Annotated in this window: 18 protein-coding genes; 6 read left to right on the forward strand and 12 right to left on the reverse strand. The window is 61.8% G+C overall.

From position 1 onward, the window contains the following. Window positions 1-25: 25 nt before the first annotated feature. Window positions 26-2,566: a nitrite reductase large subunit NirB gene (nirB, locus tag QCBJ_RS19245; RefSeq protein WP_102061350.1), complete on the forward strand. Its 2,541-nt coding sequence runs from the start codon at window positions 26-28 to the stop codon at window positions 2,564-2,566. Beyond that, complete coding sequence (gene nirD / locus QCBJ_RS19250; protein ID WP_102061351.1) at window positions 2,566-2,928, forward strand: nitrite reductase small subunit NirD; 363 nt, start codon at window positions 2,566-2,568, stop codon at window positions 2,926-2,928. Before nirB ends, nirD begins: the two co-directional genes overlap by 1 nt. Window positions 2,929-3,669: 741 nt before the next feature. Here nirD and QCBJ_RS19255 read toward each other — a convergent pair. From QCBJ_RS19255 to QCBJ_RS19280, 6 genes are all read right to left on the reverse strand, one after another. Next, on the reverse strand, window positions 3,670-5,001 hold the full coding sequence (locus QCBJ_RS19255) for an ABC transporter substrate-binding protein (RefSeq protein ID WP_093541889.1): 1,332 nt from the start codon (window positions 4,999-5,001) through the stop codon (window positions 3,670-3,672). A gap of 28 nt (window positions 5,002-5,029) precedes the next feature. Further along, window positions 5,030-6,097 (reverse strand): branched-chain amino acid ABC transporter permease, encoded by a 1,068-nt coding sequence (locus QCBJ_RS19260; protein ID WP_046036183.1) that lies wholly within the window; start codon window positions 6,095-6,097, stop codon window positions 5,030-5,032. A 22-nt stretch (window positions 6,098-6,119) separates the two neighbouring features. Next, window positions 6,120-7,001, reverse strand: a complete 882-nt coding sequence (locus QCBJ_RS19265) for a branched-chain amino acid ABC transporter permease (protein WP_012724577.1) — start codon at window positions 6,999-7,001, stop codon at window positions 6,120-6,122. Window positions 7,002-7,003: 2 nt separating this feature from the next. Continuing rightward, window positions 7,004-7,780: an ABC transporter ATP-binding protein gene (locus tag QCBJ_RS19270; protein ID WP_102061352.1), complete on the reverse strand. Its 777-nt coding sequence runs from the start codon at window positions 7,778-7,780 to the stop codon at window positions 7,004-7,006. Window positions 7,781-7,790: 10 nt separating this feature from the next. Continuing rightward, the gene (locus QCBJ_RS19275) at window positions 7,791-8,846 is read right to left on the reverse strand and encodes an AMP-binding protein (protein ID WP_102061353.1); all 1,056 of its coding nucleotides are present in this window, start codon (window positions 8,844-8,846) and stop codon (window positions 7,791-7,793) included. Between the two features lie 190 nt (window positions 8,847-9,036). Then, window positions 9,037-9,600: a TetR/AcrR family transcriptional regulator gene (locus QCBJ_RS19280; protein ID WP_012724574.1), complete on the reverse strand. Its 564-nt coding sequence runs from the start codon at window positions 9,598-9,600 to the stop codon at window positions 9,037-9,039. 141 nt (window positions 9,601-9,741) lie between these two features. Between QCBJ_RS19280 and QCBJ_RS19285 the strand changes: the two genes are divergently transcribed. Beyond that, window positions 9,742-10,434 (forward strand): glutathione S-transferase, encoded by a 693-nt coding sequence (locus QCBJ_RS19285; protein WP_102061354.1) that lies wholly within the window; start codon window positions 9,742-9,744, stop codon window positions 10,432-10,434. A gap of 160 nt (window positions 10,435-10,594) precedes the next feature. Continuing rightward, window positions 10,595-11,026, forward strand: a complete 432-nt coding sequence (locus QCBJ_RS19290) for an HIT family protein (RefSeq protein ID WP_102061355.1) — start codon at window positions 10,595-10,597, stop codon at window positions 11,024-11,026. A 5-nt stretch (window positions 11,027-11,031) separates the two neighbouring features. On the opposite strand, the gene QCBJ_RS19295 is transcribed toward QCBJ_RS19290, so the two are convergent. From QCBJ_RS19295 to QCBJ_RS19310, 3 genes are all read right to left on the reverse strand, one after another. Next, entirely contained in the window at window positions 11,032-11,220 is a 189-nt protein-coding gene (locus QCBJ_RS19295; protein ID WP_102061356.1) for a hypothetical protein, read from the reverse strand. 33 nt (window positions 11,221-11,253) lie between these two features. Beyond that, complete coding sequence (locus QCBJ_RS19300; protein WP_102061357.1) at window positions 11,254-11,814, reverse strand: cysteine hydrolase family protein; 561 nt, start codon at window positions 11,812-11,814, stop codon at window positions 11,254-11,256. Window positions 11,815-12,137: 323 nt separating this feature from the next. Beyond that, the gene (locus tag QCBJ_RS19310) at window positions 12,138-12,611 is read right to left on the reverse strand and encodes a GNAT family N-acetyltransferase (protein ID WP_046036178.1); all 474 of its coding nucleotides are present in this window, start codon (window positions 12,609-12,611) and stop codon (window positions 12,138-12,140) included. Window positions 12,612-12,741: 130 nt separating this feature from the next. Between QCBJ_RS19310 and QCBJ_RS19315 the strand changes: the two genes are divergently transcribed. Beyond that, complete coding sequence (locus tag QCBJ_RS19315; protein ID WP_102061358.1) at window positions 12,742-14,145, forward strand: hypothetical protein; 1,404 nt, start codon at window positions 12,742-12,744, stop codon at window positions 14,143-14,145. 78 nt (window positions 14,146-14,223) lie between these two features. On the opposite strand, the gene QCBJ_RS19320 is transcribed toward QCBJ_RS19315, so the two are convergent. Next, complete coding sequence (locus QCBJ_RS19320) at window positions 14,224-15,729, reverse strand: methyl-accepting chemotaxis protein (protein WP_371916680.1); 1,506 nt, start codon at window positions 15,727-15,729, stop codon at window positions 14,224-14,226. 223 nt (window positions 15,730-15,952) lie between these two features. Here QCBJ_RS19320 and QCBJ_RS19325 point away from each other — a divergent pair, with 223 nt between their 5' ends. Then, on the forward strand, window positions 15,953-18,151 hold the full coding sequence (locus QCBJ_RS19325) for an OsmC domain/YcaO domain-containing protein (protein WP_102061360.1): 2,199 nt from the start codon (window positions 15,953-15,955) through the stop codon (window positions 18,149-18,151). Window positions 18,152-18,373: 222 nt separating this feature from the next. Here the strand turns inward: QCBJ_RS19325 and QCBJ_RS19330 are convergent, their stop codons facing one another. Then, complete coding sequence (locus QCBJ_RS19330; protein WP_012724563.1) at window positions 18,374-19,540, reverse strand: cystathionine gamma-synthase; 1,167 nt, start codon at window positions 19,538-19,540, stop codon at window positions 18,374-18,376. Then, window positions 19,537-20,913, reverse strand: a complete 1,377-nt coding sequence (locus QCBJ_RS19335) for a cystathionine beta-synthase (protein WP_046036175.1) — start codon at window positions 20,911-20,913, stop codon at window positions 19,537-19,539. Before QCBJ_RS19335 ends, QCBJ_RS19330 begins: the two co-directional genes overlap by 4 nt. Between the last annotated feature and the right edge of the window lie 26 nt (window positions 20,914-20,939).

Raw genomic sequence — 20,939 nt, forward strand, 5'->3', positions numbered from 1 at the left:
TGATGAGCTTTGTCGGGTGATTTATATGAACAGTCTCAAAACCCTGATCGTCGTCGGCAATGGCATGGTCGGCCACCACTGTGTGGCGCAACTGATCGAACGCGGCGTGCTGGATCACTACCGCTTGCATGTGTTCAGCGAGGAGCCGATGCGCGCCTATGACCGGGTGCATCTGTCCGAGTATTTCACCGGCCGCGATGCTGAGTCGCTGGCACTCTCAGACGCTTCGCTGTACCAGACGCCGGGGGTGACGTTGCACCTGGGCGTGCCGGTATTGGAGATCGACCGCGCCCGCTGCGAGGTGATCACCGCCGACGGTTGCGTGGCTTATGACAAGTTGGTGCTGGCGACCGGCTCCTATCCGTTCGTGCCGCCCATCGAGGGCGCCGAAGGCGATTCGCGCCTGGTGTACCGCACCCTTGAAGACCTGGATGCCATCCGTAAGGCCGCCGCCAATGCGCGGCGCGGTGTGGTGGTGGGCGGTGGCCTGCTGGGCCTGGAAGCCGCCAACGCGCTGAAGAGCCTGGGCCTTGAAGCGCACGTGGTGGAGTTCGCGCCGCGCTTGATGCCGGTGCAACTGGACGATTTTGGCGGCCTGGCGCTCAAGGCGCAGATCGAGCGGTTGGGCGTGGGAGTGCATTTGTCGCGTGCGACTCAGTCGATCAGCCCCGGCGAGCAGTACCGCTATCGCATGAATTTTGCCAATGACGAGTTCCTCGAAACCGACCTGATCGTGTTTTCCGCCGGCATCCGCGCCCAGGACGCACTGGCTCGCCAGGCCGGCCTGGAGATCGGCCCGCGTGGCGGCGTGGTGATCAACGACGAGTGCCTGAGCTGCGACCCGAACATCTACGCGATTGGCGAATGCGCCTCCTGGAACGGCAGCCTGTTCGGCCTGGTCGCGCCGGGCTACCAGATGGCCCGTGGGGTTGCCGCGCTGCTCTGCGAGCAAACCGCCGAGCCGTTTTTGGGCGCGGACATGTCGACCAAACTCAAGTTGCTCGGCGTGGACGTGGGCTCCATCGGCGACGCCCACGCCCACACGCCCGGCGCGCGCAGTTATCAATTTATCGACGAGGCCAGCGCCAGCTACCGCCGGCTGGTGGTGGATGCCTCGGGCAAGCACGTGATCGGTGCTGTTTTGGTGGGCGATAACAGCTACTACGATACCTTGCTGCAATACATGCAGAACAGCATCGCGCTGCCGTCCGAGCCGGCCAGCCTGATCCTGCCATCCTCCAGCGGTGCGCCGACCCTCGGCCCCGGTGCGTTGCCGGAGTCGGCCACGGTGTGCTCCTGCCACAACGTGACCAAAGGCTCGATCTGCTCGGCCATCGACAGCGGCTGCAGCGACCTCGGCCTGCTCAAATCCCAGACCAAGGCCTGCACCGGTTGCGGCGGCTGCGCGGGGTTGCTCAAGCAAGTGTTCGAGCATGAGCTGATCGCCCGGGGTGTCAGCGTCGACAAGAGCCTGTGCGAACACTTCGCCCACACCCGGCAGGAGCTGTATGCCCTGGTGCGCGTAGAAGGCATCATCACCTTCGAAGAACTGCTGGCCAAACACGGCCGTGGTCACACCGGTTGCGACGTGTGCAAGCCGGCGGTGGGTTCGATCCTGGCGTCGTGCTGGAACCAACCGATCATGGACGCCTCCCTGGTGCCGTTGCAGGACACCAACGATACGTTCATGGCCAACATGCAGAAGAACGGCACCTACTCGGTGGTGCCTCGCATTCCGGGCGGCGAGATCACCGCGGACAAACTTATCGTGATCGGCGAGGTGGCGAAGAAATACGACCTCTATACCAAGATCACCGGCGGCCAGCGCATCGACCTGTTTGGCGCGCAACTGCACGAGCTGCCGGATATCTGGGCCGAATTGATCGCGGCCGGTTTCGAGACCGGGCATGCGTATGGCAAATCCACGCGCACGGTGAAGTCCTGCGTGGGCAGTACCTGGTGCCGCTACGGCGTGCAAGACAGCGTGAAAATGGCGCTGTTGATCGAGGACCGCTACAAGGGCCTGCGCTCGCCGCACAAGCTCAAGTTCGCGGTGTCCGGCTGCACCCGCGAGTGCGCCGAAGCCCAGAGCAAAGACGTGGGCGTGATTGCCACCGAGAAGGGCTGGAACCTCTACATCGCCGGCAACGGCGGCATGCGCCCACGTCATGCGGAGCTGTTCGCCACCGACCTGGATGACGCCACGCTGATCCGCTACATCGACCGTTTCCTGATGTTCTACATTCGCACCGCCGACAAGTTGCAGCGCACCTCGGTATGGCGCGAAAGCCTGGAAGGCGGCCTGGATTTCCTCAAGGATGTGATCCTGGACGACAGCCTGGGCCTGGGTGCCGAGCTGGAAGCGCAGATGCAACAGGTGGTCGACCGCTATGAATGCGAGTGGGCCAACGCCCTCAAGGACCCGGAAAAACTCAAGCGCTTCCGCACCTTCGTCAACGACAAACGCCCCGACCCGGACATCCACTTCGTCCAGGAACGCGGCCAGCGCCGGCCGATCATGGCCGCTGAACTCAACCTGATTCCCGTCATCGAGGAGATTGCCTGATGAGCCAGCCCAATACTCAACGCAACCTGGCCACTTGGAAAGGTGTGTGCAGCGAGGCCGACCTGGTGAGCAATTCCGGGGTGGTGGTGTGGTTGGACGGCGCCCAAGTCGCGCTGTTCTACCTGCCCGGTGCGCAGGACCAGACGCTGTACGCGATCGACAACCACGACCCGCAATCCGGCGCGAATGTGATCGGTCGTGGCTTGGTCGGCAGCATCAAGGGCGACCTTGTGGTGGCCGCGCCGATCTACAAGCAGCATTACCGTTTGCACGACGGCCAATGCCTGGAGGCACCGGACCAGCGCCTGCGGGTGTGGCCGGTGCGGTTAAACGCTGGCGTGGTGGAAGTCAGCGTGGGCTGACACACCGAGGTCAAAATGTGGGAGAGGGCTGCCCCCGATGGCGGAGTGCCGGTCAACAGATTCATTGGCTGATCCACCGCCATCGGGAGCAAGCCCCCTCCCACATTTGAACTGCGTGGCATCTGATAGAGCTTACTGCTCCTGGCTGCGATCACGCGGTCGGCCTGCACCCAGTCGCTGATCAGCGGGCCAGCGCCGTCGCGTCATGAGTCAGCGTGGGCTGACACACCCAGGTCAAAATGTGGGAGGGGGCCCCCTCCCACATTTGATCTGTGTTGCATCCGATAGAGCTTACTGCTCCTGGCTGCAATCACGCGGTCGGCCTGCACCCAGTTGCTGATCAGGGGGCCAGCGCCGTCGCGTCGTGAGTCAGCGTGGGCTGACACACCCTGGTCAAAATGTGGGAGGGGGCTTGCTCCCGATAGCGGAGTGCCGGTCAACAGATTCATTGGCTGATCCACCGCCATCGGGGGCAAGCCCCCTCCCACATTTGACCTGTGTTGCATTCGATAGAGCTTACTGCTCCTGGCTGCAATCACGCGGTCGGCCTGCACCCAGTCGCTGATCAGGGGCCAGCGCCGTCGCGTCATGAGTCAGCGTGGGCTGACACACCCTGGTCAAAATGTGGGAGGGGGCTTGCCCCCGATAGCGGAGTGCTGGTCAACAGATTCATTGGCTGATCCCTCGCCATCGAGAGCACGCCCCCTCCCACATTTGAACTGTGTTGCATCCGATAGATGCTTACTGCTCTTTGCTGCAATCACGCGGGGTGATGCCTTTTTCCTTGGCGTACTGCGCGGCAGAGGCTTCGATGATCGGCCGCAGCAGTGCGCGGTCGGCCTGTACCCAGTCGCTGATCAGGTTCCAGCGCTGGCCATCCCATTGCTGGAAGCGCACGGCGCCGCCGCCTTCGTGGTCGGCGCAGGAGAGTTTCAGCGGTTGCACCAGGCCTTTGGCGCCGAGTGCCTGCAGCCGCGCATCGTCGAGGTTCAGGTGTTCGAACCCCCAGCGCACCTGTTCGCCGGTGAGCGGTTGGTGGCCGTATTTTTCCTGGGCCAGGCGTAGCGCTTCGACGTTGAGAATGCCGTTGACCACGCCCAGGTTGTAATACACGGTGCCAAAGCGCTTGGGGTCGGCCAGGTTGCCTTTACCGGCGTCCACCACGCTTTGCTTGATGCCTTGCAAGACCGGAAAGTCGGTGCCGGAAGGGTGCGTGGTGATCGAGATAAAGCCCTTGGCGGCGGCACCGGCGGGCACCACGTCTTCCTCCGAGTTGCTCCAGATATTGCCGATGATGTGATCGGCCGGGTAGCCGACTTTTTGCGCGGATTTCAGCGCCACCGGGTTCATCACGCCCCAGCCACGCAGGATCACCCAGTCGGGTTTGAGGCGGCGGATATTCAGCCACTGCGATTGCTGTTCGTTACCGGGGTGCGGCACTTCGAGCAGGGTCAATTCGAAGCCGGCATTTTTTGCCAGGGTTTCCAGTACGCCATTGGTTTCCTTGCCGTACGGCGAGCCGTGGTACAGCACCGCAATTTTCTTGCCCTTGAGCTTGTCCGCACCCCCCTCGCGTTGGCCGATGTAGTTGATGATCGCCGAAACTTCCGAGTACGGATTGAGCTGCAGCGGAAATACATAGGGGAACACGCTGCCGTCGGTGGAGTCGGTACGGCCGTGGTTGATGGTGATCAGCGGCAATTTGTCGGCGGTGGAACGTTCCAGGGTGGCGTAGGCGATGCCCACAGACAGTGGGTTGGTCGCGGCGGCCGGGGCGCCGTTGAGTCCGCCCTTGAGGCGTTCGTAGCATTCGACGCCTTTCTCCACCACGTACTCGGTCTCGCATTCACTCCAGGTCAGCTTGACGCCGTTCACCCCGCCCTTGGCGTTGATGTATTGCAGGTAGTCGATAAACCCGCCGAAGAAACCGGTGCCGCCGGCGGCATACGGGCCGACCCGGTAGCTCTGCAACGGAAAGTATTGTTCGTTGGCAGCCTGGGCGCCGGCCGAGAGCGTGCCGGTGATCAGGGCCAGGCCCAAGGCCAGGCGGCGCAGCGATAAGCGGTGTGTCATGGAGGTCATTCCTGGGAGGTTATTGAGTTCAGTAACGCAGCGGCCACACCCTGGCCCGTTGACGAAAGCGCTGCCACAGGCGGGCCAGCCCCTCCGGTTCCTTGATCAAAAAAGCGATGATCAGCGCGCCGAAGAGCATCTTCTGGATGTTCTCCAATTGGCCCGCGTCCATCAGCCCGGCGGGCAGCAGGGCGAAGAGGTTGCCCAGCAGGATAGGGAACAACACGATGAACGCCGCCCCCAGGAAGTTGCCGAGCACGCTGCCCAGGCCGCCGATAATGATGATGAACAAGACCTGGAAGGAGCGGCTCAGGTCGAAGCCGTGAGGCTCGACGGTGCCCAGGTAAGCGAAGGCCCACAGTGAGCCCGCGACGCCCAAGTAAAAGCCGCTGATCGCAAACGCCAGCAGCTTGGTTTTCAACAGGCGAATACCGATGACGGCGGCGGCGGTGTCCATGTCGCGTACCGCCATCCAGTTGCGGCCAAGCTCGCTGCGGACCAGGTTTTTGCCCAGCCAGAACAGCGCCGCCACTATGGTCAACGTCAGTACATAGCGGCCTCGGGGGGAGCTGAAATCCAGCCCGGCAACCAGCAGCGGTGGCGAGGTGATCACCCCGGAAGCGTTATCGTTGGTGAACCAGCTGAAGCGGGTGAGCACCCACTCCACCACGAACTGCGCGGCCAGGGTCGCCACCAGCAAGTAAAACCCCTTGATACGCAGGCTCGGCAGCCCGAAAAGCACCGCCACCAGCGCCGCGATCACACCACCCAGGGCAAAGCTGACCAGCAGCGGCAAACCGGGCACGCGCAGGTGCAGGTTGTAGGCGGCGAACGCGCCCACGGCCATGAACGCTGCCGAGCCCAATGAGAGTTGCCCGGCGTAGCCCGTCAGCAGGTTGAGCCCAAGCCCCGCCAGCGACAGCACCAGCAGCGGCACCAGAATGGCGCTGAACCAGTAGTCATTGCCCAGCCACGGCAGCGCAAAAAACGCAAAACCCAGCAGCAGCCACAGCCCGATGCGGTCCTGGCGCAAGCGGAAGGTACGGCGCTCGGCCGCGTAGGAGGTGCTGATTTGACCGACTTCTTGATACAGCATGCAGGCATTTCCTCAAGGACAATCAGACCCGTTCGATGGCGCGCTCGCCGAATAAGCCGGCAGGCCGCACCAGCAGGAACAGCAAGGCAAGGACGTACGGCACCCAGTTTTCAATGCCGCTGCCGATGATCGGGCCGAGGTAGATCTCGGCGATTTTCTCGCTTGCGCCGATGATCAAACCGCCGACAATCGCGCCGCCGATGGAAGAGAAACCGCCGATGATCAACACCGGCAACGCCTTGAGCACCACCAGCGACAGCGAGAACTGCACCCCCAGGCGCGCGCCCCAGAGCAACCCGGCCACCAGGCCGACAAACCCCGCCACTGCCCACACCAGCGCCCAGATACGCGGCAGCCGGATACCCACCGCCATGGATGCCAGCGGGTCATCCGCCACCGCACGCAACGACAGACCCACCCGCGTCTTGTTGAACAGCAGCGACAGGGCGATCACCAGCACGGCGGCGGTGCCGGCGGCAAACAGGTCGAATTGCGAGAGCAGCATGCCGCGGATTTCCAGCGGTTCGTCGGCGATGCCCAGGTCCAGCCCATGCACCTGTGCGCCCCAGAGGAACTGGGCGAACCCTTCGATCAGGTAAGACAGCCCAAGGGTGGCCATAAACAGGATGATCGGCGGGCGATTGACCAAGGGGCGCAGCACCACTTTTTCGATCAGCAGCGCCAGCACCACCATGCTTGCCAGGGTGAGCAGGAACGCCCAGGCGAAGGGGAAGCCGCGTTCCAGCAGGCTGACAAATGTCAGCGCGGCGAACAGCACCATGGCGCCCTGGGCAAAGTTGAACACGCCCGAGGCTTTGTAGATCAGCACAAAACCAATCGCCACCAGGGAATACATCACGCCCGCCAGCAGCCCGCCGATCAGCACTTCGAAGAAAAATTCCATGCTCAAGTCCCCAGGTAAGCGGCGATGACATCGGGGTTGGCGCGCACCTGCTCCGGGGCGCCGTCGCCAATCTTGCGACCGTAGTCGAGGACCACCACGTGGTCGCACAGGCCCATGACCACGCCGATATCGTGTTCGATCAACACCACGGTGGTGCCGAACTCGCGGTTGATGTCGCGGATGAACTGACTCATCTGCGCTTTCTCCTGCGCGTTCATGCCCGCCATGGGTTCATCCAGCAGTAGCAGGGTGGGCTCGGACGCCAGGGCGCGGGCCAGTTCGACACGCTTTTGCAGGCCATAGGGCAGGGTGCCTACCAGCACATGGCGCCAGGGATGGATCTGCAGAAAGGCAATCACCTTTTCCGCGTGCAGGCGGTGCGTGTCGTCCTCGCTGGGCGCGCGGCCCAGGCGCAGCATCTGTTCGATCCAACTGCTGCGGCGCTTGAGGTTGCGCCCGGTGAGGACGTTGTCGAGCACACTCATGCCCTTGAACAGCGCGATGTTCTGGAAGGTCCGCGCAATCCCGCCTTCGGCCGCCTGGTGTGCGCGCATACGCCGTCGCGTCTGGCCCGCGTAGTGGACAGTGCCGCTCTGGGGGTGGTAGACCCCGTTGATCACATTGAGCAGTGAGCTTTTACCCGCGCCGTTGGGGCCGATCAGCCCGCAGATGTCGCCGGCTTTGACGTCGAAACTGATGGAGGTGATCGCCTTGATACCCTTGAACGACAGGGAGATGTCATCGAGCCGCAGTAATACCGATTGAGTGGGTGAGTGCATGGCGGGCTCGTCAGACAGGCTGAGACAGCAAGTGGTCGGTGGGTTCGTGGCGGGGGGAGGGCTCTTGCCAGTGGCCGGGTCGAATCCCCAAGGCGGAGAAGAACGCCGCCGTTTCCGGGCTCAGCGGCGGCCCGACCAGCAGCGGCACACGCAGGCGGCTCATGCCCAGCACATCCCGCAAGGGACGCCGCACCAACCAGTGGCCCAGCCAGTGGCGAGCGGGAGATGAGCTCGGCTGCATGGCCCAGCGGTACACGTGGTGGCTGAGGGTGCCCGGCATGGGCAGGCGCTCTTGCACCCACTGTTCCAGGCGGGCGTAGGATTCGCGGGTGCCGAGCACTAACGTGGGGCCGAGCTCTCGGCGGTCGGTGTCACGCGTGGCCAGAGCCTCGGGAAAGTTGAGGCAAAACCCGGTGTGCAGCCAGGGGGCGAGCAGGTAACGCGCTTGCCCGCTGGCGGCGAATACCCGTGCGGCCAATGCCTCCTCTTCGGCGCTCAGTTGTTCCCGCTGGACCAGCGTGCGAGCGCCCGCCAGCAACTGCGTGTGAGTCAAGCGCAGCGGGGTGTCGGCATGAAAGACGAACGCAGTATCGCCGGGTTGCGTGGCGCAGACGGGGGCGGGCGTTTCCGCGCTTAAGTCGGTATAGGCGATCAACTCGGCGCTTTGCTGCTGACTCAGCCCACGTCCGTCGAGGTACATCACCACTGCGTCTTCACGCAGGTGTTGCAGCGCTTGCAGGTCTTGCGCCAGCACGAAGCGCGGCCGCAGCCCGGCGAGCAGCGCACGGTTGTCGCGGTCCGGGTCCAGCAACGTGACGCTGCCCCCCAGCCATTGCGCTGCCAGCGCCAACAGCAGCGCTTCGGGACGCGCTTGGCTGATGATCAACAGATCATCGTGCTGACGGAAATTGCGCGCCTGCAGGGCCGCGGCGAGCCGGTTGACCTCGTGCGCCAGTTCGCTCCAGCTGCGTGTGTGCCAGATGCCCAGATGCTTGTAGCGCAAGGCAATCGCCGAGCCTCGGGTGTGGGCTTGAAGCAACAGCGCCTGGGGCAGTGTGTGGGGCATGGGGGCATCCTTCGGATTGATGCGAAGGCTTTTGCACGCGTCATGCCATAGCGTTAAATGCTTTTATTTCAATGGGATACGAGTGTTTCGTGAAGAGTTTGGTTGTGTTGATTCCGCACAAGCTGTCCAAGCACTGTTGTTGCGCCAACAGCGGTGTCAGTGGATGTCTTCGGTGGCGGGCTCCCGCCCGTCACGTCGGAATGAGCCCCGCGTCCCGATAGCTCTGCACCAGTTCGTCGTACAAACGCAGATCGGCGCGCGTGCGGGCAATCAACTGTGCACCGGCAATGGCGGTGTAGATGGCGCGGGCGCGGCGCTCGCAGCTTTCGGCATCGCCGGGTTGGATCTCAGTGAGCAGGGCCGCCAGCCAAGCCACGTTGATATCGGCAAACGCCAGGATCTCTTTCTTGACGGCCTCGGGCAGGTCCTGGTATTCGGCCGCCATAAAGCTGGACAGGCATAGCCGATTACCGTCCTCGAGGGATTGGCGAAAGATGCTGGGGTAGATTTGCATGCACTCCAACGGATCCGGGTTTTCCAGGCGTATGGCCTCGAGGGCACTGGCGGTGTTTTCCCAATACCGCTTGGCGACGGCCGCGCCGAGCTCGGCTTTGCTCGGGAAGTGGTAATAGATACTGGCGTTCTTGATCCCTACCGTTTCGCCGATGCTGCGAAAGTTGATGCCGCTGTAGCCGTAATGCTGAGCCGCGGCTTTGGCGGCTTCCAGGATGGCTTCACGCGCGTTTTCACTCACGTAGGGATTCCTCGGTCGTGGGGTGGGATGGGCGGATTCTACGCCCATAAGGTTTTACCTGCCAACTGGTAGGTAATGCTTGACAGCTGAAAAACAAGCGCTCAATGTTTACCTACCACTTGACAGGTAGGCGACCCCATCATGACGTTCCAACCGACACTCTCCGACGCATCCTCCCACCCGCTGATGAAGATCTATGACTGGTACAGCGGCCCGTATCCGGCACGCGTGCGGATCGCCTTGGCCGAGAAAGGCCTGCTGCCGAGCATCGAGTTCGTCTCGGTCAACCTCTGGAAAGGCGAGCACAAACAGCCTGCATTTGTCGCCTTGAATTACTCCGGCACCCTGCCGGTGCTGGAGCTTGCCGATGGCACGTTGATCGCTGAATGCACGGCGATCACTCAGTACCTGGACGTCCTTGAAGGAACCCCGACCCTCACCGGTAAAACTCCCGTTGAGCAAGGCCTGATCCATATGCTGACCAAACGTGCGGAAATTGAGCTGATGGACGCGGTCAGCGTGTATTTCCATCACGCCACGCCTGGGCTTGGACCAGAGGTCGAGCTTTACCAGAACGCCGAATGGGGCATGCGTATGCGCGACAAGGCGGTGAGGGGCATGCGCTACTTCGATGGCCTCCTCAAAACACGGGCGTACGTAGCGGGCGATGCGTTTTCCATGGCGGACATTGCCGTACTGGGCGGCCTGATCTTCGCCGCACTGGTGGAACTGCCGATACCGCAGGAATGTGAGGCACTGCATGCGTGGCAAGCCAAGGTGAATGAGCGCGCCAGCGTCCAGGCGTGGCGAGCGATGGTGGCGCAGCCTCGCTAGGTTGGAAAAGGCGGGCCATTTGCATGGATTTCTTTCCGCTCCCACATTGGGTTTGTGCCGTTCTGAAAATGGCATGCACTGGCTAAACCCCGTGCTGGTCATGCTGGCGCGTTTCACGGTTAATATCTCGCCTGAATTTCATCCTCATCAAGGACACGGCATGGCGCTTATCACGGAACGCGTAGCACTGGCCCGCAACGGCGGCAACGATAAGGTCATCTGTCGCATGCCCTCAGGCTGGGCGGTGATGGGCGATGTGCAATTCCTGCCCGGCTACTGCCTGTTGCTGCCCGACCCGGTGGTTGCCAGCCTCAACGACCTCGACACCGAGGCCCGGACCGCCTACCTGCTCGACATGGCGCGCCTCGGCGATGCTGTGTTGCAGGCCACCGGCGCAGTGCGCATGAACTACGAGATCCTGGGCAATTCAGAGCCGGAGTTGCACTGCCATCTTTTCCCGCGCTACGCCTCGGAACCGGACGACAAACGCAGGATGCCCGTCTGGTTTTATGATTGGAAAAACGCGCTGCCTTACGCGGAAGACCTACATGGAGCGCTGCGCAAGGCCATTGCACACCTATTGAACGTTTGACGCTTTCAGCTGGCGACTGCGTTCAGTTCGGCAAACACTTCGTCCGTCAATGTCAGTTCATCCACGGCAAGGTTTTCGTGCAAGTGGGCGTCGGCCTGGTACGCACCGTGCTGGAAGGTAATGCGTCGCCGGCTTTTGAAGCTGCGCTGGAGCAACAGACCACGTTGTTGTTGACGGCGTATCTGCAAGCGCACGCGTCAGCCGCACCCTACCGGTGACAGGTGCGCTCAATCATGAGCCAGGATCTCGTCGGCCGTGACAACCTCGGCATAATCCATTGCCAGGTTACTCAATGACAACGCATGCACATCCTCGGCCGGCCACAGGCGCCCGGACAAATCCGTTTGATCGAAGGTGTAGCAGGCGTCGGAAACCACCGTCACCTCAAAACCCAGGTTGCCGCCTGAGCGCGCTGTGGACTCGACCGAGTTGTTAGTGATCACGCCGACGATCACCAGTTGCCGGATCGAACGCACCTGCAGCCAGCGCTCCAACCCCGTGGCGGCGAAGGCATCCGGCACGTTCTTTTCCACCACATGCTCATGCGCAAGCGGTTCCAGCGCCGGCTGGAACTCGCAACCCGGTTGGCCCGGCCAGAACACCGAGCCGGGCGAGCGGGAAATGTGCCGGATGTGTACGACCGGGCGGCCGGATTGCCGCCACGCATCCAACAGGCGCTGTATCTGCACTTCGGCGCCTGGGTTGTTACGCCGTCCCAGCGTTGGCTGGGTCATGCCTTGCTGCATGTCGATGATCAGCAGTGCGGCGTGGGTGGCTATCGGCGGCATGGCACTTTCCTTTGTGGGTGTGGCTGGAAACATATCTGCCAACGTGAGGGCCAGACAGCGATTTGTTCGACGTATTCGCTGGGGCCAAACTTCAGCGTCAATGATAGGGCGGTCATGGCGTTTGCCCTGTGCGATGGCGCCGGTATCGGCCTGTTGGCTGGGTGCTCGGCCATTGATGACTTGCGGTCAGGCAAGCTCGTGCGGGTCTTGCCCGATAACCCTACTCATGGGCGCAATGTGTATGCCGTCTACACCTTGCGCCAATTTCTGAACGTTAAGAACGCACGGACTTTTTGGGAAACTGTTCCGTCCCGGTGACTGCTTTATTGAGCCGGCGAAACGCTCTGACGAACATAATAATTGTCGAACTCACTGCTTTCGACGAACTTGAAACCATGGCGGGTATAGAAGCGATTCGAGGCACTGTCTTTGAGTGCCCCCACTTTAATAGGGCGCTCAGCTGCATCGGCTTCGTTGAAGATCTGCGTGAGAACAGCAGCGCCGATGCCTGATCCTTGCATGCTCGGTCTAACGTACAAATGATCGAGTAACAGTTCATTGTGGTACTGCTTGACGACTACGAAACCTACCCGCTCTCCAGAAACCTCGATGTAGCGTGTGTTGTGGGCTTCAAACCCATTCAGAAACCGCTCCCTCGCGCGCACTGGATCAAAGCGCCCAACACGCTCCAGGCTTTCGCGCATAGCCTCGATTCGAATGGTTACAAGGTCGTCCACATCGCTTTGTTGAGCCTGGACCAAAACGACTGAAGCCGTTTGAGGGGGTGTGAAGGGCATGTTTGCACATCCTTTTGCTGGCGTGACGCGAAACATATCAGCCCATGCGTAGACCCAAACAGGGATTTATGCGAAGCAGCCGCCGTTTGCCATTACACTGTCGCCCCGAATTTCAGCAAGGATGCTCTGAATGCGTTCGTTAGTGCGCGGTGTGTTCCTTTCGATAACCTTTGCCGCACCGGCCATGGCCGAGCCGCGCTCGTTCTCGGTCAACGATCCCAGTGGCAAATTCCTGGTCGAAGCAGTGTTCCCGGACGTGCCGCAAGACGTGCAGCAACTGGCTCGCGCCCTGATCACCGTGCGTGACAGAACCACCCTCGAAACCCTGCAACAGTTGCAGACCCCGGCCGGTAACGTGCCGCAGGATCGCAATGGCGCGACACGCGCTGACCATCTGGTGGGCGAGTACGGCTTGTTGTACTTCGCCGATATCAACGGGGATGGGCGCCAGGACCTGGCGATTCGTAATGGTGAAGACGCCAATGAGAGCTTGCAGTACCACTACGATGTGTATCTTCAAGACCCGGTTAAAACCCAATGGGTACTGAACCGTCCATTGACCGACCTTGCGAACGAAACCTTCGGCGGGATGTTTTCAGTCGCGAAGGACGGCATCATCCATTCGCAAACCAACCGTGGCTGCTGCTGGACACGTTCCAGCCGTTTGCACATGCGCGACGGTGAGTTGGAGCGGCTGGATTCCTACACCCAACAAGAAGTCCCGCCTACCGAGGATGGAGAAAACTCGAGCATGCCCCGCGGCTACATGCTGCGCACCACTGGCGAGTGGAAAGACGGTAAATGGCAGGAGACACCGCGCCTCGAAGGCCCCGTCAATGAAGACCCTCAGTACCTGGTCGGCACCCTCAACGGCAAGATCCCGGTGCAACTCTGGTACCAACAGCAAGGTGCGGTGCTGATCGGTGAGGTGCGTTACACCAAAAGTGGCAGTGGCAAGCCGATCAAGCTGGTGGGCGAGCAGGGCGAGTATGACGGCAAGGCGTTCGACTACCTCTTCGAATACACCGATGACGGCCACCAGACCGGGATCTGGCGCATAACCCAGGAAACCGTCGAGCCTTATCGCTACAGCGGTAGCTGGGTCGCTGCCGGCAAGGGCAACACGCCTGAACTGGAGATCCAATTGCAGCGTGAGGACCGCGAACCGGAGTACGACAAACTCAGCGAAGTCGCGCGCGACCAACGCAGTGGCCATTACCAGATGCGTGATGACTTCCTCGACCGCGATGGCGACCTGGACCTGACTATCTTGCCCGAACGCGATGCCGAGGGCCGGGAACTCGCGCAATTCACCCTCACACTCAAAGCCACCGGCACCTCCAAAGCCATCGTGACCGCGCATCACACCGTGCCGATGGAAACCGAAAACCTGATTATCGTGCGTGACCCCCTGGCGTCCAAACGGGCAGGCCCGTACCACATCCAACTGGTAAAGAACTTCGCGGTCATTGAACACAACTCGGCGCCCGACAGCCTGGATTACTTGACGGGGAAGTACCGTAAGCAGCCATGACTTGAAACCGGCTGATGGGCGTCTCCTTTGGCGTAAAGCGTTGCACCGTCGAGCGTCGCTTCTCAACGGTGCTCACCGTCAGCGATTGAACCGCTCGACCAATGCATATTGGGTGGCCGCGGTATTCGTCAGCTCCTTGCTCAAGTCCGTGGATTGATGGGCTTGCATCGAGGTCTGGTCGGCCAGTTCGGCGATGGTGGTGATATTGCGGCTGATCTCCTCGGCGACCGCGCTTTGCTCTTCGGTGGCGGCGGCGATCTGGGTGGTCATTTCGGTGATATGGGACACGGCCTCGCTGATGCCTACCAGCGCCTGGTCGGCCTCCAGCACCCAGGCCACGCCTTCCTGGGCTTGGCGTTGGCCGTGCTCCATGCTTTGCACCGCGTTGTTTGAAGACGCCTGCAGCTGGGTAATCAGCGCGTGGATCTGGGTGGTGGACTGGGACGTACGCTGTGCCAGTTGACGCACTTCGTCGGCGACCACGGCAAAACCACGTCCTTGCTCGCCGGCCCGTGCGGCTTCGATGGCGGCGTTCAGGGCCAGCAAGTTGGTCTGGTCGGCAATGCCCTTGATCACATCCACTACGCTGCCGATTTCGTCACTGTCCTTGGCCAATCGCGCCACGGTGGCTCCGGTTTCACCGACCACTGCGGACAGGCGTTCAATGGCTTCGCGGGTATCACGCGCCACTTCACGGCCGCGCCCAGTCAGTACGTTGGCTTGCTGAGTGGCGTCGGCGGTACGTTGAACGTGGCTGGCGACTTCCTGGGTGGTAGCGGCCATCTGGTTGACGGCGGCCGAGACCTGTTCGGTTTCGACGCGCTGGCGGTCCAGGCCCTTGGAGCTGGCGGTGGCCAGCTGATCGGATTGCCCGGCCAAGGCGCTCAACTGTTCGGCACTGTCCTGCAGGCGGGTGAGGCAGGTTTTCAGGCGCGCGTCCTGGCTGAGGAACGCGGTTTCCAGACGGGCCTGTGGGCCGCGTGCATCGCTGTACATCTGCGCGATCAAGGCATCCGACGTCGAAGGCTCCACACCTTGCAACAGGCGCAACGTGCTGCCTTGGCGCCAGCGCGAGCAGAGCACACCCACCGGCACTGCGACCGCAACAGCCACCGCGATGGCGATGGGTGCACTGAGGAATAACCCCGCGAGGCTGCCGGCCAATCCGGTCGCCACGTACGGCACGCAACTGATCGCGGCCGGCAGCCAGGCATCCAGGCGCGGTACGCCCGGCTTGCCTTGGCTGATGCGTTGGTACAGGGCCTGGGCACGGCGGATTTCATCGGCAGTGGGCGTGACCCGCACCGACTCGTAACCCACCACCTTGCTGCCCTCGAAGATCGGCGTGACATAGGCGTTGACCCAATAGTGGTCGCCATTTTTCGAGCGGTTCTTGACGATGCCCATCCAGGGCAGGCCTTGTTTGAGCGCACCCCACATGTGCGCAAACACCGCGGGCGGCACATCCGGGTGACGTACGATATTCTGCGGGGCGCCGATCAGGTCGGCGCGTTCAAAGCCACTGATCTCGACAAAGGCGTCGTTGCAGTAAGTGATGACACCTCGGACATCTGTGGCGGAGATGAGTTTTTGCGAAGGCGCGAGGGAAATCTCACGCTGTGTTACGGGCTGGTTATTGCGCATTCCGACTACTCCCTGATTGCCCTCAGTTCATCGGCGCCAACTGCAAAAAAGTTAATCCACATGGGTCAATTGGCCCGCCACTGGTCAAAAGCCTGAAACTTCCCGATGAAAAACCTCATAATGGCGGCCATTTTTGTTTAGTCCGTTATTCTGGTGTGCCCCCATGGAAATCAAGGTCAACTTTCTCGACAACCTCCGACTTGAAGCCAAGTTCGATGACTTCACGGTGATTGCCGACCAGCCGATTCGCTATAAAGGCGATGGCTCGGCACCGGGGCCGTTCGATTACTTCCTGGCGTCGTCGGCCTTGTGCGCGGCGTACTTCGTGAAGTTGTATTGCCAGACGCGCAATATTCCCACCGACAATATTCGCCTGTCGCAGAACAACATCGTCGACCCGGAAAACCGCTATAACCAGATCTTCAAGATTCAGGTCGAGTTGCCGGCGGACATCTCCGACAAGGACCGCCAGGGCATCCTGCGTTCCATCGACCGTTGCACGGTCAAAAAAGTGGTGCAGGCCGGACCGGAGTTCGTCATCGAGGAAGTCGAGAACCTGGACGCCGATGCCCAGGCCTTGTTGATGCCCGGTTCGACCTCCGACGGCGGCACCTACATCGCCGGCAAAGACCTGCCACTGGAGCAGACCATCGCCAACATGTCCGGCATTCTGGCCGGACTGGGCATGAAGATCGAGATCGCTTCGTGGCGCAATATCGTGCCTAACGTGTGGTCGCTGCATATCCGAGATGCGCACTCGCCGATGTGCTTCACCAACGGCAAGGGCGCGACCAAAGAGGGCGCCTTGGCGTCGGCACTGGGCGAGTTCATCGAGCGGCTTAACTGCAACTTCTTCTACAACGACCAGTTCTGGGGCGAAGAGCTGGCGAATGCGCCGTTCGTGCATTACCCGGATGAGCGCTGGTTCCAGCCAGGCCCCAACGACGAACTGCCGAATGAAATCCTCGACGCCTACTGCCTGAAGGTCTACAACCGCGAAGGCGAGCTGCGCGGTTCGCACCTGTTCGACACCAATTCCGGCAATGAGGAACGCGGCATCGTTTCGCTGCCGTTCGTGCGCCAGTCGGACGGTGAGGTGGTGTACTTCCCGTCCAACCTGATCGAAAACCTCTACCTCAGCAACGGCATGAGCGCGGGAAACACCCTGGCCGAAGCCCAGGTGCAGTGCCTGTCGGAGATCTTCGAGCGCGCCGTGAAGCGTGAAATCATCGAAGGCGAATTCGCCTTGCCGGACGTACCGGCCGAGGTGCTGGCCAAGTACCCAGGCATCCTCGCCGGTATCCAGGGCCTGGAAGCCCAGGGTTTCCCTGTCTTGGTGAAAGACGCGTCCCTGGGCGGTGAATTCCCGGTGATGTGCGTGACCCTGATGAACCCGCGTACCGGCGGCGTATTCGCCTCCTTCGGCGCGCACCCAAGCCTGGAAGTGGCGCTGGAACGCAGCCTCACCGAACTGCTGCAAGGCCGCAGTTTCGAAGGCCTGAACGACTTGCCGCAGCCGACCTTCGAAGGCCAGGCGTTGACCGAACCGAACAACTTCGTCGAGCACTTCATCGACTCCAGCGGCGTGGTGTCGTGGCGCTTCTTCAGCGCCCAGTCGGACTACGAATTCGTCGAGTGGGACTTCACGGGCGCAGGCGAAGACTCGAATGCCCAGGAGGCCGCGACCCTGTTCGGTATTCTTGAAGGCATGGATAAAGAATCCTACATGGCGGTGTACGAACACCTCGGCGCTACCGCGTGCCGCATCCTGGTGCCGGACTACTCGGAAATCTACCCGGTGGATGACCTGATCTGGGACAACACCAACAAGGCGCTGTTCTTCCGCGAGGACATCCTCAACCTGCACAGCCTCAACGAGGAAGCGTTGCAGGCGTTGGTCGAGCGCCTGATAGAGAGCGAGCTGGACGACTACACCGATATCACCACCCTGATCGGCATCGAGTTCGACGACAACACCGCCTGGGGCCAACTGACCATCCTGGAATTGAAGCTGCTGATTTTCCTGGCCTTGCAGCAATATGAAGAGGCCAAGGAGTGTGTGGAGATGTTCCTGCAGTACAACGACAACACCGCCGAGCGTGGCCTGTTTTACCAGGCGATGAATGCGGTGCTGGAGATGGAACTGGACGACGACCTGGACCTGGCGGATTACGAGGCCAACTTCCGCCGCATGTTCGGCGATGAGCGGATGGATGCAGTGATTGGTTCGGTGAACGGCGATGTGCGCTTCCATGGCCTGACGCCGACCAGCATGAAGCTGGAGGGGTTGGACCGGCATCAACGTTTGATCGAGAGCTACAAGAAGCTGCATGCGGCACGTGCCACCATCACCACCGGCTGATACTTGGCCCTGCAGGAGCTGGCTTGTTGTGGTGAGCGTGATTGTTGTGGTGATCGGGCTCTTGTGGTGAGCGGGCTTGCCCCGCGCTGGGCTGCGTAGCAGCCCCATGGGGAGTATCAGATTTTTTGTGTTCGGGCTGGTTTGGGCCTGCTTCGCAGGCCAGCGCGGGGCAAGCCCGCTCACTACAAGAGCGGGCTCACCACACAAACCAATCCAACCTGCCTAGATGCGTGCCAACGCCTGCGCCAGGTCGGCGCGCAGGTCTTCCACATCCTCAACCCCCACCGACAACCGCACCAACCCATCGCCAATCCCCAACTGCGCCCGCGTGGCCGCCGGGATGCTTGCATGGGTCATGATCGCTGGGTGCTCGATCAGGCTTTCCACGCCGCCGAGGCTTTCGGCCAGGGCGAAGATCTTGACGTTTTCCAGGAAGCGCGTGGCGCCGGCCAGGTCGCTGTTCAGGTCAATCGAGATCATCCCGCCAAAGCCGCGCATCTGTTGGCGCGCCAGTGCATGCTGCGGGTGGGACGTGAGGCCGGGGTAGTAAACCCGCGCCACTTGCGGTTGCTGCTCCAGCCAGGTGGCCAGGTCGAGGGCGTTGCTGCAATGGCGCTCCATGCGCAGCGCCAGGGTTTTCACGCCGCGCAGGGTGAGGAAGGCATCGAAGGGGCCGGCGATGGCGCCGACCGAGTTCTGCAGGAAACCCAGACGTTCGGCCAGTTCGGGGTTATCGCCGACAATGGCAATACCGCCGATCACATCGGAGTGGCCGTTGAGGTACTTGGTCGTAGAGTGCACCACCACGTCAAAACCCAGCTCCAGCGGGCGCTGGATCCACGGGCTGGCGAATGTGTTGTCGGCCACGCAGATGATGCCTCGATCGCGGCAGATGCGGGCAATGGCGCTGAGGTCGGTGAGACTCAGCAGCGGGTTACTGGGGGTCTCGACCCAGACCATGCGGGTGTCGTCCTGCAAGCTCGCTTCAAATGCCGACACATCACTCAGGTCGACAAAGCTGAAGCGGTGCCCGGCGCTGCGTTGGCGCACCTTGTCGAACAGGCGGAAGGTGCCGCCGTACAGGTCATTGCCGGAGACGATGTGGGCGCCGGCATCCAACAGCTCCAGCACCGTCGAGATCGCCGCCAGCCCGGATGCGAAAGCAAACGCCTGGCTGCCGCCTTCGAGGTCGGCCACGCAGCGCTCCAGGGCAAACCGCGTGGGGTTGTGGGAACGGCCGTAATCGAAGCCCTTGTGCACACCGGGGCTGTCTTGCAGGTAGGTCGAGTTCGCGTAGATCGGTGGCATCAGCGCGCCAGTGGTCGGGTCGGGAAATTGCCCGGCGTGGATCACGCGGGTGGCAAACGCGCTTTTATCGGACTGACTCATGCAAGGGATCTCCGTAGGTGGTTGAGCAGGTCGACGCGGGTGATCAGGCCGTGAAAGCCCGAAGCATCGGCAATAATGGCGACCAGGCCGCGATCCAGCTCTGCCTGAAGCTCCGCCAGGCTGGCGTTGGGGGCGAGGGTTTGCAGGGTATTGGTCATGGCGCTGGCGACCCTCATGTTGAAATGCGCGGCGTCCTGGTGCAGGCCCAGCAGGATGTCGGATTCATCGATCACCCCCACCAACTCACGGCCGTCCACCAACACCGGCAGTTGCGAGACATCCGCCAGGCGCATGCGCTGGAATGCGGTGAGCAGGCTGTCGTCAGGGCTCACGCTGATGACTCGGCCGTCTTCGAAGCGCCGCGCGATCAGGTCGCGCAGGTCGCCGTAGTGCTTGTAGTGCAGCAGGCCTGCGTCGTTCATCCATTGGTCGTTGTAGACCTTCGACAGGTAGCGTGTACCCGTGTCGCACACAAACGTGACCACGCGCTTGGGCGTGGTCTGTTCGCGGCAGTAACGCAGCGCGGCGGCGAGCAGGGTGCCGGTGGACGACCCGCCGAGAATACCCTCGGCCTTGAGTAACTGGCGGGCGTGATCGAAGCTTTCTTCATCGCTGATGGAATAGGCGTGGCGCACGCTGGACAGGTCGGCAATCGAGGGGATGAAGTCCTCGCCAATGCCTTCCACCGCCCACGAGCCTGGCGTCTCCAACTGGCCGCTGCGGCTGTACTCGGCCATCACCGAACCCACGGGATCGGCAAGCACCATGGCCAGTTCGGGTTGCACACGCTTGAAGAACCGCGTCAGGCCGGTGAGTGTGCCGGCCGAGCCGACGCCCACCACGATCGCGTCCAGATCATGTTGGGTTTGTGCCCAGATCTCCGGCGCGGTGCTGGTCTCGTGGGCCAGGGGGTTGGCCGGGTTGTTGAACTGGTCGGCGAAGAAGGACTCCGGGATGTCCTTGGCCAGGCGTGCGGCCACGTCCTGGTAATACTCGGGGTGGCCTTTGCCCACATCGGAGCGGGTGATGTGCACCTCGGCGCCCATGGCCTTGAGGTGCAACACTTTTTCCGTGGACATCTTGTCGGGCACCACCAGCACCACCCGGTAGCCTTTGGCCCGGCCGACCAGTGCCAGGCCCAGGCCGGTGTTGCCGGCGGTGGCTTCGATGATGGTGCCGCCGGGGCGCAGGCGGCCGTCGCGCTCGGCAGCGTCGATCATGGCCAGGCCGATGCGGTCCTTGATGGAGCCGCCGGGGTTTTGGGATTCCAGTTTGAGAAACAGCGTGCACAGACCGGTGTCGAAACGGCTGACGCGCACCAGTGGTGTGTTGCCGATCAGTTCGAGTACGGCGGGGCGGGAAGGGCTGGGCATGTCGTCACCTGAATACGGATGGGATG

The organism is Pseudomonas sp. QC2 (genome assembly GCF_002859085.1).
In the GTDB taxonomy this organism is placed as follows: Bacteria; Pseudomonadota; Gammaproteobacteria; order Pseudomonadales; family Pseudomonadaceae; genus Aquipseudomonas; species Aquipseudomonas petroselini.